Source organism: Streptococcus sp. ALY_211, from assembly GCF_058314555.1.
In genome coordinates this window covers 16,462-30,069 of the sequence record NZ_JBZFUN010000011.1, presented here as the reverse complement: position 1 = coordinate 30,069, position 13,608 = coordinate 16,462, and the positions used below count along the sequence as shown (strand labels likewise).

General features: G+C 37.4%; 10 protein-coding genes, 9 tRNA genes and 1 pseudogene. 19 read left to right on the top strand and 1 reads right to left on the bottom strand.

Annotation, left to right across the window (positions count from 1 at the left end; translation table 11 throughout):
- Positions 1-45: 45 nt before the first annotated feature.
- The 9 genes from AC4HAJ_RS07930 to AC4HAJ_RS07890 all read left to right on the top strand — a co-directional run bounded on the left by AC4HAJ_RS07930 (position 46) and on the right by AC4HAJ_RS07890 (position 809).
- Positions 46-117: transfer RNA gene (locus tag AC4HAJ_RS07930), tRNA-Glu, on the top strand.
- A 4-nt stretch (positions 118-121) separates the two neighbouring features.
- Positions 122-211 (top strand) — tRNA-Ser (locus tag AC4HAJ_RS07925).
- A gap of 9 nt (positions 212-220) precedes the next feature.
- Positions 221-294 (top strand) — tRNA-Met (locus tag AC4HAJ_RS07920).
- A 12-nt stretch (positions 295-306) separates the two neighbouring features.
- Positions 307-379, top strand: a tRNA-Phe gene (locus AC4HAJ_RS07915).
- Between the two features lie 17 nt (positions 380-396).
- Positions 397-477, top strand: a tRNA-Tyr gene (locus AC4HAJ_RS07910).
- A gap of 6 nt (positions 478-483) precedes the next feature.
- Positions 484-554 (top strand) — tRNA-Trp (locus tag AC4HAJ_RS07905).
- A 6-nt stretch (positions 555-560) separates the two neighbouring features.
- A tRNA-His gene (locus AC4HAJ_RS07900) sits at positions 561-633 on the top strand.
- 5 nt (positions 634-638) lie between these two features.
- Positions 639-710 (top strand) — tRNA-Gln (locus AC4HAJ_RS07895).
- Between the two features lie 15 nt (positions 711-725).
- Positions 726-809 (top strand) — tRNA-Leu (locus AC4HAJ_RS07890).
- Between the two features lie 98 nt (positions 810-907).
- Here the strand turns inward: AC4HAJ_RS07890 and AC4HAJ_RS07885 are convergent.
- Positions 908-2,166 (bottom strand): annotated as a pseudogene (locus AC4HAJ_RS07885) (ISL3 family transposase).
- Positions 2,167-3,424: 1,258 nt separating this feature from the next.
- Between AC4HAJ_RS07885 and AC4HAJ_RS07880 the strand changes: the two are divergent.
- From AC4HAJ_RS07880 to AC4HAJ_RS07835, 10 genes are all read left to right on the top strand, one after another.
- Positions 3,425-4,078, top strand: coding sequence for a sigma-70 family RNA polymerase sigma factor (locus tag AC4HAJ_RS07880; protein WP_491079621.1), 654 nt, complete (start codon positions 3,425-3,427; stop codon positions 4,076-4,078).
- Positions 4,079-4,267: 189 nt separating this feature from the next.
- Entirely contained in the window at positions 4,268-4,714 is a 447-nt protein-coding gene (gene rplM, locus AC4HAJ_RS07875) for a 50S ribosomal protein L13 (protein ID WP_491079620.1), read from the top strand.
- Positions 4,715-4,733: 19 nt separating this feature from the next.
- Entirely contained in the window at positions 4,734-5,126 is a 393-nt protein-coding gene (gene rpsI, locus AC4HAJ_RS07870; protein ID WP_491079619.1) for a 30S ribosomal protein S9, read from the top strand.
- Positions 5,127-5,245: 119 nt separating this feature from the next.
- Positions 5,246-6,244, top strand: coding sequence for a Holliday junction branch migration DNA helicase RuvB (gene ruvB / locus AC4HAJ_RS07865; RefSeq protein WP_491079618.1), 999 nt, complete (start codon positions 5,246-5,248; stop codon positions 6,242-6,244).
- Between the two features lie 234 nt (positions 6,245-6,478).
- A complete protein-coding gene (locus tag AC4HAJ_RS07860) occupies positions 6,479-6,868 on the top strand; it encodes a hypothetical protein (RefSeq protein WP_491079617.1) in 390 nt (129 codons plus the stop codon).
- Positions 6,865-8,658: an acyltransferase family protein gene (locus AC4HAJ_RS07855; RefSeq protein WP_491079616.1), complete on the top strand. Its 1,794-nt coding sequence runs from the start codon at positions 6,865-6,867 to the stop codon at positions 8,656-8,658. Before AC4HAJ_RS07860 ends, AC4HAJ_RS07855 begins: the two co-directional genes overlap by 4 nt.
- Positions 8,659-8,731: 73 nt before the next feature.
- Positions 8,732-9,514: a hypothetical protein gene (locus AC4HAJ_RS07850; RefSeq protein ID WP_491079615.1), complete on the top strand. Its 783-nt coding sequence runs from the start codon at positions 8,732-8,734 to the stop codon at positions 9,512-9,514.
- Positions 9,515-9,719: 205 nt separating this feature from the next.
- Entirely contained in the window at positions 9,720-10,691 is a 972-nt protein-coding gene (locus tag AC4HAJ_RS07845; protein WP_491079614.1) for a hypothetical protein, read from the top strand.
- A gap of 106 nt (positions 10,692-10,797) precedes the next feature.
- Positions 10,798-12,282, top strand: a complete 1,485-nt coding sequence (gene thrC, locus AC4HAJ_RS07840; RefSeq protein ID WP_491079613.1) for a threonine synthase — start codon at positions 10,798-10,800, stop codon at positions 12,280-12,282.
- Positions 12,283-12,314: 32 nt separating this feature from the next.
- Entirely contained in the window at positions 12,315-13,598 is a 1,284-nt protein-coding gene (locus tag AC4HAJ_RS07835) for an MATE family efflux transporter (RefSeq protein ID WP_491079622.1), read from the top strand.
- Positions 13,599-13,608 lie beyond the last annotated feature (10 nt).

Here is a 13,608-nt window from a genome sequence, read left to right as displayed (position 1 = left end):
ATAAGCGTGAGGTCGGTGGTTCGAGTCCACTTGTGCCCATATAATGGTCCGTTGGTCAAGGGGTTAAGACACCGCCTTTTCACGGCGGTAACACGGGTTCGAATCCCGTACGGACTATTTTGGAGGATTACCCAAGTCTGGCTGAAGGGAACGGTCTTGAAAACCGTCAGGCGTGTAACAGCGTGCGTGGGTTCGAATCCCACATCCTCCTTTTACTTATCGCGGGATGGAGCAGTTAGGTAGCTCGTCGGGCTCATAACCCGAAGGTCGTAGGTTCAAATCCTGCTCCCGCAATTATTATAGGTTGGCTCGGTAGCTCAGTTGGTAGAGCAATGGATTGAAGCTCCATGTGTCGGCGGTTCGATTCCGTCTCGCGCCATTATTTAATATTATTAAGGAAGGGTAGCGAAGAGGCTAAACGCGGCGGACTGTAAATCCGCTCCTTCGGGTTCGGGGGTTCGAATCCCTCCCCTTCCATTGTTTACGGGCATAGTTTAAAGGTAGAACTAAGGTCTCCAAAACCTTCAGTGTGGGTTCAATTCCTACTGCCCGTGTACATGGCGAATGTGGTGAAGTGGTTAACACACCAGATTGTGGCTCTGGCATTCGTGGGTTCGATTCCCATCATTCGCCTATTTTGGGGTATAGCCAAGCGGTAAGGCAAGGGACTTTGACTCCCTCATGCGTTGGTTCGAATCCAGCTACCCCAGTTTAGTTTATACCATGCCGGCGTGGCGGAATTGGCAGACGCGCTGGACTCAAAATCCAGTGTCCTCACGGACGTGCCGGTTCGACCCCGGCCGCCGGTATAGCTTAAAGTTTTTAATTAGTTATTTTATTTAGGGAGAGCAATTATGCTCCCCCGTTTTTTATGGGCTCCTTGTCAATTGTAGTGGGTGACTTATAACTAAGCACGAGAGAAGACGAATGTCGTCTTCTCTTTTGCTATGTTCAAAGCTAGAAAAATTCGTTTCTTGAAATTGTCAAAGTTCCGATAGCCGAAGGCATTGCGTTTGATGTCTTTGAAAAGTTTGTCAGTTGCTTCTAATTTAGCGTTAGAATAAGGAAGTTCAATGGCATTGGTGATATCGTCTTTATAGCGAATAACGTGTTCAAAGCTGTTTTAAACGTCTGATTAAGGTATGGTAGAGCATTATGAATGAGGCTAAAGAATTGTTTGGTGTTTTTCTCCTGCAGGTGAAAGAGGAGCCGTTGGTAGAGGTCATAATAGGCTTTTAGTTCAGGTACTAGTTTCAACAGTTTATTCAGACACTCTGTAGGAGTTAAAGTCTCTCTGAAAGTCCGTGAGTAAAAAGGTTTAAGAGAGAGTTTTCGACTATCTTTTTGAATGAGTTTCCAGTGGTATTTAAGAGCCCTATATTCCAGAGATTTCTTGTCAAATGGCTTCATGATTTTGATTCTTGTCTGATTAAGGGCACGGCTCATGTGCTGGACAATATGGAAGCGATCGAGGACAGTCTTGGCATTAGGGAATAATGTCTTAATGAGAGTGATATAACTTCCAGACATATCGACAGTAACCCCTTTAACATTATTTCTAGCTTTTTTAGAGTAGTTAAAGAAATGATTGCGGATGGTGGTTTGACGTCTGTTATCGAGGATAGTAATGATTTTCTTGGTCTTGAAATCTTGGGCAATGAAGGCAAGATTTCCTTTTGAGACGAAAATTCATCCCAGGAGAGGATTTCAGGCAAAGAAGAATAATCTTCTTGAAACTGAAATTGCTGGAGCTTGCGATAGACGGTAGAGGTAGATATAGTAGCCAGCTTAGCAGCGATATGGGTTAAGGCCTCCCTGTTGAGCAATAGCTGAGCGATTTTTTGTCTCACTATCTCAGAGATTTGGTAATTTTTTCTGAACGAGGGTCGTTTCAGATACGCTTACCTTCCGACAGACTTTGCATTGAAATCGTCTTTTTTTCAAGCGAATGAGGCTAGGGAATCCTCCGATTTCGATAAAGGAGATTTTAGAAGGTTTCTAGAAGTCATATTTGATTTGTTTTCCCTTGCAGTGTTTACATTTAGGGGGACGATAGTCAAGTGTGGCGATGACTTCGATATGGGTATCGTGTTGAACGGCTTGTGTCAAGGTAGTATTATTGTCTTTAATCCCGATGAGTTGTGTGGTATGATTGAGGTGTTCCATAAGAGTCTTTCTAATGAGTTGTTTGAACGCTTTTCATTATAGTTCTTGTGGGATTTTTTTGATACTCAAAAAGCTCTATAACTTCCTAAGTGGAGTTACCCACTACAGAAATTATAGAGCCTTTTATGTTCAAAGCGGTCTAACTGGTGATAGAGGGTTGATACAGAAATAGATAGTTTTTGCCATTGACTCATGAGTTTCTCGGTGATTTTGTGGTTAATGATGTTTGAAATCTTATGATTTACTCTGACCAAGATTCTCTTAGCGATCTGTATTTTTTACAAGTTCTATATTTGAAGCGACATTTTTTTAGGTGGATAAGGATAAAATAAAGTGATTTGATTGTTGAAGTTATCAAAATTTTGGTGATCGCTATCTCGCTTGTTATCTTTGAATAGCTTATTTACGAAATTTAGTTATATATAAGTAAGCATTGTGGAGTGAGATATGATCACTTTTCGTATTAGTGTAAGGAATTCAATCAAATGTGATTTTAGAAACTGTTGAAAGTGGTACTCACATATTATTCTGGGACTGTTCAATAGTGATATTTTAGAGTTTAGTTTAATGCCTTTTAGATATTTTCTATGTAAATAAGCGTGGTTTGGATTGTGAAGCATGTGCGTAATTTAAGTGTAATGTAAGAATTTTTATACTGTCTTGTAAATAAGGGCTTTTAGCGTTATAATTTTAAGGGTTCATTTGAATAATACTGTTTGGTTGCTTACAGGCTATTCAAATGAACTTTTTTGTGAGCTAATTTTATTGATTAGTGCTATAAGTTGATTTTATCTTTTTTGATGTTTAATATGCTGGGGATTTTTTGTGTGCATTGGTTAATTCTTTTGAAGTCAAATATTTCTTACTATTATTTTTGAGAAAGTAGTATTCTTTTATGGTTAGTTAGCCCCTTTCATTAGTTTTTGTGATCTCCTTTGCTTTCTATATGAAGCGATTTTGGGTTCGAACATTATTTGTTTTTCTGCCAAATGTTGAATGAAATTTATTTTATTAATGAGATAGTTTTCTAGCAGCGATAAAGATTAAAAAAATCTTTAATTTAGCAAAAATTTATGAAAAATTGACAGCTACATGTCTTTTTTATGTTATTTTTAATGTTTTGCTATTTTTTTAAAATAAATTCGAATAAATAAGTGTAATGTATTTTTTGATTTTTTGTGGTGTTATTCATGTTACTGCAGACTTATCAAAAAATATAGGATAATAAAGAACATTATTAAAGAAATGAGGAAACTTTATGAAATCTAAGAAACTTAAGAAAATATTTGATCACTACTCTGACTATAATGCTCTATTTTGTGATGACGATGCTTTCGATGAATTTGATATTGCTTATTCCGAAGATGAGCGGAGGATGTTTGTTAGTCTAGAGGATGGTAAGCTCATTCTAACTGAAGGGGTTTTATTTATGGATGAACAAGATTTTATTGATGCATATAATGCTGTTAAAGGTATTGTTGGTAAGTTGTCGCGAGACTATTATCTAAAGTTATGGTCAAAAGATGACTGGCAGCAGGAAGCTCAGATTGTACTTTTTAAATTGTTACAGAAAAATCCTAGTTTAATCGAGGATTATGACAAATTAAGAGGTTTTTTCAAAATTAGGTTTGGAAGCTATGTTAAGGATAATCTGAGGAAACAGGCGGCGCAGAAAAGGCTATTTGATAAAATGATTTATGAAGAGATCTTTGAATTGGGACATCAAATTTCTGATAATAAGATGGATACTGCTGATTACTTGGCATTAAAAGACAAGTTAAAAGAGTTGAAGCTTAAATTGGATAAAGAAGATTTCAATAAATTAATGCTATTAATGACAGGTGTTTCTTTTAAAGGTAAAAATTCATTTATTAGAGATATCAAAATTGAATTTGATGACTTCGAAGATTAGATCTATTTTTAGAATAAATTTTATAAATATGGAGAAAGTAAAGGGAATTGACTTGACTTGGTAGGATTAAATTTGGTATGATAATCATCGGTATTGTTTACCCCATTTCAGAAGCCCCGGAAAGCTTTGGAATATTGTGTGGACCGGAACATCCACTTTGTAAACAAAAACGTTAATATAGGAGAAATCATGAATAAAACAACATACATGGCTAAGCCAGGTGAAGTTGAGCGTAAGTGGTACGTTGTAGATGCTACTGATGTGCCACTCGGGCGTCTTTCTGCAGTAGTTGCAAGTGTTCTTCGTGGTAAGAACAAACCAACATTTACCCCTCATACTGATACAGGTGACTTTGTTATTGTCATCAATGCTGAGAAAGTTAAATTGACTGGTAAAAAAGCAACTGATAAAATTTACTATACTCACTCAATGTATCCAGGTGGATTGAAGCAAATCTCTGCTGGTGAATTGCGTTCGAAGAATGCGGTTCGTTTGATTGAAAAATCGGTTAAGGGTATGCTTCCACACAATACTCTTGGACGTGCACAAGGAATGAAATTGAAAGTCTTCGTTGGTGATGAGCATACACATGCTGCGCAAAAACCTGAAGTACTTGACATCTCAGGTCTTATCTAAGAGGAAAGGGGTATAACTTATGGTACAAGCTCAATACACAGGTACTGGACGTCGTAAAAATGCGGTTGCTCGCGTTCGCTTGACTCCAGGTACAGGTAAAATCACAGTTAACAAAAAAGATGTAGAAGAATACATTCCACATGCAGATTTACGTTTAGTCATTAACCAACCATTTGCAGTTACTTCAACTGCAGGTTCCTATGATGTTCATGTAAATGTTGTAGGTGGTGGTTATGCGGGTCAATCAGGTGCAATCCGTCACGGTATTGCACGTGCATTACTTCAAGTGGATCCAGATTTTCGCGATTCATTGAAGCGTGCAGGTCTTCTTACACGTGATGCTCGTATGGTTGAACGTAAGAAACCAGGTCTTAAGAAAGCACGTAAAGCTAGTCAGTTCTCAAAACGTTAAGAACGGCTTTATATCAATATTTCAAAGCACCCAAGGGTTTGCCCTATGGGTGCTTTTATTTTGATTGGAGCGTGGGATCCTTCTAATTTGCTCAAAGACTTTTATGTTATAATGATGTTATGAGTAGAATTTTAGATGATGAAATGTTAGAAAATGAGGATCAGGTTGAACGTAGTCTGCGTCCGCATAATTTTAAAGAATATATCGGTCAGGATAAGGTCAAAGAGCAATTGTCTATTTTTATTGAAGCGGCTCGCTTGAGGGATGAAGTTTTAGATCATACCCTTTTATATGGTCCTCCTGGGTTGGGAAAGACAACTATGGCTTTTGTTATTGCTAACGAATTGGGTGTTAATTTGAAGCAGACATCGGGACCGGCTATTGAAAAAGCTGGAGATTTAGTTGCTATTTTAAATGAACTTGAGCCTGGTGATGTTCTATTTATTGATGAGATTCATCGGATGCCGATGGCGATTGAAGAAGTCTTGTATAGTGCTATGGAAGATTTTTATATCGATATTATGATTGGATCGGGGGAAGCTAGTAGGAGTGTCCATCTAGATCTTCCGCCATTCACCTTGATTGGAGCAACTACGCGTGCGGGTATGTTGTCTAATCCTTTGCGTGCTCGTTTTGGTATCAATGGGCATATGGAATATTATGAAGATAAGGACCTAACTGAAATTATTGAGCGTACGGCAGATATCTTTGAGGCTGATATCACTCATGAAGCAGCTGTCGAATTAGCTAAGAGAAGCCGGGGAACTCCTCGAATAGCTAATCGTCTATTAAAGAGGGTTCGGGATTATGCTCAAATAATTGGTAATGGTATTATTGATAATCATATTGCTGATGAAGCTTTGACAATGTTAGATGTTGATAGCGAAGGGTTGGATTATATCGATCAGAAAATTTTACGCACGATGATTGAGATGTATAATGGCGGTCCAGTTGGCATTGGTACTTTGTCGATAAACATTGCTGAAGAAAGAGATACTGTGGAAGACATGTATGAGCCTTATTTGATTCAAAAAGGCTTCATCATGCGTACTCGTTCTGGGCGTGTGGCAACAGAGAAAGCTTACAAGCACTTGGGTATTTCGTTAAAAAATAAGTAGAGCTCTCAAGTTTTTGTAATCTCTATGTTATAATGGTAACGCATTCGTCTTATCTGCTTATTAGGTATTTGATAGATTGTCTATAGTTAGATGCTTTTTAGAGACGAGATAAATTAGTTGTTTGGAGAGGCTATAGAGTTAAAGCTGAGATTACTAAATTACTTTTTTGACTATATTTGTATAGTTTTGAGATTGATAGAGAAGTCTTAGTGGTTATTGTGAGGAGATCAATAAATGAAAAATACTGACTGGTCAAAAATTAGTCGACAGCAAGTAGAAATTGCTATAGTTGCTGTCATTTTAGTCTGTGCTTTATCAGTCTGGCTAATGCCGTTTGGCTTTACTAAAAAATTGACCTTTGATCATCAAAAAATTGTTTATGTCGGTAAAGTTAAAAACAACAAAATGAATGGTCGAGGAACATTAACCTTTGATAATGGAGATCGTTATACAGGCAACTTTATTAATGGCAAAATTGATGGTCGTGGCACTTATACGTCCAAGGATGGTTGGCGCTATGAAGGTGAATTTTCAAAGGGAGTAGCTGATGGTCGTGGTACTTTAATAACGAGCGATGGGAAGCGTTATGAAGGGGAATATAAGCAAGGTATTTATCAAAAATGAGAATTAAATGGTTTTCTTTTATCCGTGTGACTGGTTTATTACTAGTTTTACTTTATCATTTTTTTAAAACCTTCCTTCCTGGAGGTTTTATTGGTGTGGATGTTTTCTTTGTTTTCTCGGGATATCTTATTACAGCTTTATTGATTGATGAATACGATAGAAAGAAAACGATTGATCTATTAGGATTTTTTAGACGTAGATTTTATCGAATCTTTCCCCCTCTTGTGATAATGGTCTTAGTTACTATGCCATTTGTTTTATTAATCAGAAATGATTTTATTGCTGGTATCGGTCAGCAAATTACAGCTAGTCTTGGCTTTATGACAAATTGGTATGAGATCTTTGCAGGAAATAATTACGAGAATCAAGCTAGTCCACATCTCTTTTTACATACTTGGAGTCTTGCTGTAGAAGTTCATTTTTATATTTTTTGGGGTATTCTTGCTTGGGCTTTGGCTAAGCGTAGGCTATCAAAAAGTGGTTTTAGAGGGGCTATTTTTATGTCCTCTATGGTTCTATCTTTGATAGGCTATTTAACAATGTTTATTGGAAGTTTTTTGGTAGATAAAGCCAATTATTCTATTCTTTATTTTTCTACTTTTAGCCATAGCTACCTTTTTTATATAGGAGCTATTGGAGCTACTTTATCTGGGATATCGGACCTCCCTAATCGCTTTAAGAGAACTATATTGAGATGGACAACGAATAGGACATTGTTACAATTTGTAGGAAGTTTTCTTTTGTTGTTGGGACTAGGTTTTCTTTTGCAATTTGATGCTAGGGTCACTTATTTATTTGGATTTGCTATAGCTGGTTTATTGATCTACTCGATGATTTTTTCAGCTAGAGTTTTACATGAAAAATTATCCGATATTGATGAGCCTAGGATCATTACTTTCTTTTCGGATATAAGTTATGGAATATATTTATTTCATTGGCCGTTTTATATCATTTTTTCACAGCTCATGTCTAATGGTTGGGCCAGCTTATTGACATTTATATTGTCAACTCTATTTGCATCGCTGTCATTTTATGTGATTGAACCTTTATTAGCAGGTAAGAATCCTAAAGTGTTTAATCTTCCTGTTAATTTGAAGCCATATAAACGCTGGATCACAGCTCTTGTAGCTGGTCTGGTTTTGATCACGGTTTCTATTAGTTTGTTTGCGCCTAAGTTGGGTCATAATGCTAATACGAATTTGGTGAACTCACTCAAGCAGTCTAGAAATAGTATGATCTTGACTAATCAGCGAACAGCTGGAGATTTGAAAGCGATCAATGAAGTCTTGGTTATTGGTGATTCTGTGACCTTGGGTTCGCAGTCTGCTTTTGATGATTTGATGTCTGATGCTGTGGTTGATGCCCAAGAAAGTAGAGGGTTTGATGCTGCTTTTGATATATTAGAGACTAATATTAAGTCGGGCTATCTTCCTAAGACCATTGTGTTGGCTATTGGGGTGAACTCACCTGATAATTACGATACAGAATTGCAGTTATTTATTGACAATATCCCTAAGGGACATCGACTCGTTATTGTGACTCCTTATGATTCACATAATAATGAAAAGATGTCAGAAATTCGTGATTATGAGCTAGGTCTCCAAAAAGATTATGATTTTGTAACGGTTGCTGATTGGTATCAAACGGCTCAAGATAATCCCGATATATGGGGTGGGTCAGATGGTGTTCATTATTCAAAAGCTTCTGGTGCAGAATTATATGTTAAGACTATCCAATCGGCTATAGCTGAAGCAGCAAAAAAACCTTCAAAAGGTCAATCTAGAAGCTGAATGGTGGGTAATTTATTGACACAAGAGATGAGAAACGATAGTATATCAGTAATCATTAAGAACGGAGACGCTTATGGAAAATGAATTACAAAATCAACCAGTAAGATATAGACAGGATAATAGAGGAGGAGCAAAGCCGAAGAAAAAAGGAAAAATCTGGAAAATTCTTCTGCCACTCTTTGTTGTGCTGTGTTTAGTGGCATTAGTTGGTGGTTTTTACTGGTATCGTGCAGGTGATATTAAGGGTCCGTCGAATGGAGTGACGGTGGTTTATCGTGCAGCTGATGTGGAAAAAGATATTATAGATTCTCTTTCAAAGAACGATGACGATGATCTGTCAGATTACGGCTCTGATATTGACGCAAGTAAGTTATTTAAAGATGTAAAAGTTGATCTAAAAATAAAAGATGATCGTGTATCTATGGGGGTAGCTTATACATTTAATCGAGAAACCTTGTATACGGAGTATCAAAAAGAAGTCAGCAAGGGATTGAGTTCTTTACCTTCTGATACTCGTGCAGAAGCTCAAAAAGGATTGCCAAGCAAAACTGAGGTTTTAAACCGCATAGATACTAGTATTTCTGATAATCTTAAGGGAAGTGGTATGACTTACGATGATGAAACAGGGAAAGTATCTGCTACTGTTTTTAAAGGAAGGATAAGTCCGTTAACACACCGTATTCAGCTTACGTCAGTCAATAAGGCCTTTATGAGTGGTGAAGCCAAGGATACAGAACTGAAAAATTTGAAACTCTCTGAAGGGGACTATCTGTCGTATGATAAAAAGACTGATGGTGTTGGTATTAAAGGTAAAAATAATGCCAAGGCCTCTGATGTTATTATGTTTTATAAATGAGTAAAGTTGAGTTTGGGATAGTTCCTAAGCTCAATTTTTTGTTATTGAGAGGGGAAGGAGAACAAAAGTTTTACTCTTTTTTGTTGCCTAAAATAAGATTGACAGCCTCCAAAAAGCATGGTAGGATTAACTTAAATTATTCTAAATGCTAACGTGGGTATTTTGTCCTGTCATTTAGATGAAGGAGTTTTGAAGGAGATCGTCCATGTCGAATGATGAATTATCGAATAACCCTGTAGAGGGACAGTCTAAACAGCCCTCTACTGCACCACAATCACAGTCTAATCCAACGATGCCTCAACAAATGGTAGGTGGTAATACTGTTACACAAGCAATGCCTTCTCAACCGACTAGTCCTGTTGTACCTGGTCAGTCTTTACCTCAACAAGGTATGCCAAATTCTACTTTTGTAGGTGGGCAAGGACAGCCTGTACAGCAAGCGTATCAAAATGTTTCACAAGAAACAATGGCAGGTTCAGCTGGATTTGCTCCTAATACTATGGTGACTAAAAAGCCATATAATGGTAAGCGTATTGCCTGGATTATCTCGGGTATTGTTCTTGCTGTTATCGTTGTGATTGCAGGTCTCTTTCTTTTTAGAGTATTATCTGGAAATATTGAGGGAACTTATAAGTCTAAAGAGCTCAGTAAAGATTTGAGTTCGAGCCTTCGTGACACTGGATTTGACCATAATAGTGACGTTAAGTATTCAGATTTTACTAAGAAAGATCAAGTAGATTTCGTTGTCGAAGATGATAAGTTAACAGCCAAGGTCACTTATTCAGTGGTCTATGATGATTTTTACAAGAAAATCAAAGAGAACTATAGTTCACAAAATATATTATATGAGGATACATTTACAGATGATGAATGGGATTATCTGATGAATACCCTTATTATGAATGATGACTACGATGAAAAAGGCTTTGAAAAGACTTTGTCTGATGAGGTTGAAGAGACAGGTTTGAGCTATGATTCGGATACTGGACAGGTGACAGGAACTTTGTTTGAAGGTAAGGTTGACCGTGTTCAAAGAAAAATTGAGATTACAAAAGTCAATCAAGATAGTGAACTAGGAGATTTTAAAAAGGGTCAAAAGCTTTCCTATGATAAGGATTCTGATGGATTAACTTTTACAGATGAAGAGGGTGATGAATCCCGAGCCAATAAAGAATAAAAAGGTATAGGTGTGGTTCTATACCTTTTTATTTATGAAGTTAAAAAGAAATTATCTGAAAATTGTGATATAATACAGCAAATACTAGCAAAAAGAGGATTTAACGATGACACTTCTTTATCAATCAACCCGTGATGCTCGAAATAAAGTAACAGCTAGCCAAGCAATTTTGCAGGGATTGGCGATTGACGGTGGACTTTTTACACCATTGGAGGTACCAGAAATAAGCTTAGATTTTGCACAGTTGAAAAACTCTAGTTATCAAGCTATTGCTAAGTTGGTTTTATCCGGATTTTTGGATGATTTCACGAGTGAGGAGCTAGATTATTGTATTAGTCATGCTTATGATGATAAGTTTGATACGCCTGTTATCGCTCCTTTGGTAGCTTTAAATGGTCAGTATAATTTAGAACTGTTCCATGGGTCGACTATTGCTTTTAAAGATATGGCTTTGTCTATCTTGCCTTATTTGTTGACCACATCAGCTAAAAAACAAGGGGTTGATAATAAGATTGTCATATTGACAGCAACTTCTGGTGATACTGGGAAGGCAGCTATGGCAGGATTTGCGAATGTTCCAGGTACTGAGATTATTGTTTTTTATCCCAAAGGGGGCGTTAGTAAAATTCAGGAGTTACAAATGACGACCCAAGTTGGGGATAATACGCATGTCGTAGCTATTGAGGGGAATTTTGATGACGCTCAAACGGATGTTAAGCGTATGTTTAATGATTCAGAACTTCGTCAAAAACTGTTAGATCATCATATGCAGCTTTCTTCAGCAAATTCAATGAATATTGGACGCTTGGTTCCTCAAATTGTTTATTACGTTTATGCTTATGCTCAACTGGTTAAGTCTGGTCAGATCAAAAATGGTGACAGGATTAATATAACGGTACCTACGGGTAACTTTGGGAATATTTTAGCGGCTTATTATGCGCGTGAGATTGGTGTTCCGATTAATAAACTAATCTGTGCTTCCAATGAAAATAAGGTCTTGACAGATTTCTTTGAAACCAGTGTTTATGATAAGAAGCGAGGCTTCAAAGTGACTAGTAGTCCGTCTATGGATATTTTAGTATCTTCTAATTTGGAGCGTTTGATTTTTCATTTGCTCAATAATGACGCCGCAAAAACCAAAGCCTTAATGGAAGATTTAGCTACAAAAGGAGAATATCATTTGGAGGCCATTAAGCCTGAAATTCTCGACTTGTTTGAGGCGGGCTATGCAACAGAAGATGATACAGCAACAGAGATTAAGCGTATCTATAAGGCAACGAACTATATTGAGGACCCTCATACGGCGGTAGCTTCAGCAGTTTATCGTAGTTATAAGGAGCGAACTGGTGATCAAACTCCTGCGGTGATTGCTTCGACGGCTAGCCCTTACAAGTTTCCGCGTGTTGTTGTTGAGGCTGTAGAGGGTGAAGCACTTACTGATGATTTTGAGGCGGTTAAAAAGCTCCATGATCTATCAGGAGTAATTATCCCTAAGGCGGTGGATGGTTTAGAATCTGCTAAGGTTCGTCATAGAACAGTTGTCGCTACAGCTGATATGCAAAAAGCTGTAGAGGAGTATCTAGGAGTATGAGAAAAGGCCAATTGGCTTTTTTATTTATAGAAATGAAACATTATAAACAAATTTTGAAAATTGCTCTGCCAGCTATGGTTGAGAATCTTTTGCAAATGCTAATGGGAGTAGTTGATAATTATCTGGTTGCACAGGTTGGTATTGTAGCAGTATCAGGGGTATCAGTTGCTAATAATATCCTAGCTGTCTATCAAGCAATCTTGATTGCTTTAGGTAGTGCTGTTGCTAGTTTAATAGCAAAAAATCTGGGAGCAAAGGAGCGATTATTAGCTAAAAAAAATAGTTGGGATGCTCTTTTATTAACGATTGTTTTAACGGTTCTTTTGGGATTTTTGTCAATCTTTGCTGGCAACAGTCTTTTGAACCTATTGGGGACGTCCCAAAATGTTAGTCAGGCAGGCGGAGAATATTTAGCTATTGTCGGTGGGGGAGTTTTATTTTTAGGATTGATGACGGTCTTGGGGAGTATCTTAAGAGCCCAAGGGCGTGCCAAGATTTCTATGTATGTCAGTCTTTTTTCCAATCTTTTAAATGCTTTACTGTCTTCTTTGTCAGTATTTGTTTTTCATTGGGGCATATCAGGAGTGGCATTTTCAACAGTTTTATCACGCTTGATTGGAACGCTGATTCTTTGGCAGTCAACTAAATTGGATATACGAGGGATTAGAAATAGTCGTTTTAGAAATGAAGAGTTACTCAAATTGGTTCTTCCTGCTTCAGGAGAAAGGTTGATGATGAGGGCAGGTGATGTCATAATTGTTAGCTTGATTGTTGGTTTAGGAACCAGGGCTGTTGCTGGTAATGCTATTGGAGAGACCTTGACCCAATTTAATTATATGCCAGGTATGGGTGTGGCTACAGCAACCGTTATTTTGGTGGCTCATAGCTTGGGACAAGAGGATTATCGCTCCTTGAGGCAAATTGCTCGTGAAAGCTACTGGATAGCGGCTTTTCTAATGATGATCGTTGGTGGTTGTATCTTTCTTTTGGGAGGTCAGCTATCAGGTCTCTTTACGAGTGATAACCGTGTTATGGCTTATAGTGGAGTAGTTATTTTCTATTCTTTTATTGGTGGTTTAGTAACTGCTGGAACATTGATTTATACAGCGATCTGGCAAGGGTTAGGAAGACCTAAACTCCCTTTTTATGCGACTAGTTTTGGTATGTGGATCATCAGGATTGGTCTTGGATATCTGATGGTAGGTGTGCTAAATTATGGTTTGGCAGGTATTTGGTTGGCGACTCTGGTTGATAATGCTTTTCGATTTCTTCTTCTCTATTTATGTTATAAAAATGTAAATTTTTTGAAGAATTAAATAACATAAA

Bases quoted from the DNA above. Each gene is read 5' to 3' on its own strand.
- AC4HAJ_RS07880 (WP_491079621.1), top strand. From the start codon at position 3,425: ATGAAATCTAAGAAACTTAAGAAAATATTTGATCACTACTCTGACTAT.
- rplM (WP_491079620.1), top strand. From the start codon at position 4,268: ATGAATAAAACAACATACATGGCTAAGCCAGGTGAAGTTGAGCGTAAG.
- rpsI (WP_491079619.1), top strand. From the start codon at position 4,734: ATGGTACAAGCTCAATACACAGGTACTGGACGTCGTAAAAATGCGGTT.
- ruvB (WP_491079618.1), top strand. From the start codon at position 5,246: ATGAGTAGAATTTTAGATGATGAAATGTTAGAAAATGAGGATCAGGTT.
- AC4HAJ_RS07860 (WP_491079617.1), top strand. From the start codon at position 6,479: ATGAAAAATACTGACTGGTCAAAAATTAGTCGACAGCAAGTAGAAATT.
- AC4HAJ_RS07855 (WP_491079616.1), top strand. From the start codon at position 6,865: ATGAGAATTAAATGGTTTTCTTTTATCCGTGTGACTGGTTTATTACTA.
- AC4HAJ_RS07850 (WP_491079615.1), top strand. From the start codon at position 8,732: ATGGAAAATGAATTACAAAATCAACCAGTAAGATATAGACAGGATAAT.
- AC4HAJ_RS07845 (WP_491079614.1), top strand. From the start codon at position 9,720: ATGTCGAATGATGAATTATCGAATAACCCTGTAGAGGGACAGTCTAAA.
- thrC (WP_491079613.1), top strand. From the start codon at position 10,798: ATGACACTTCTTTATCAATCAACCCGTGATGCTCGAAATAAAGTAACA.
- AC4HAJ_RS07835 (WP_491079622.1), top strand. From the start codon at position 12,315: ATGAAACATTATAAACAAATTTTGAAAATTGCTCTGCCAGCTATGGTT.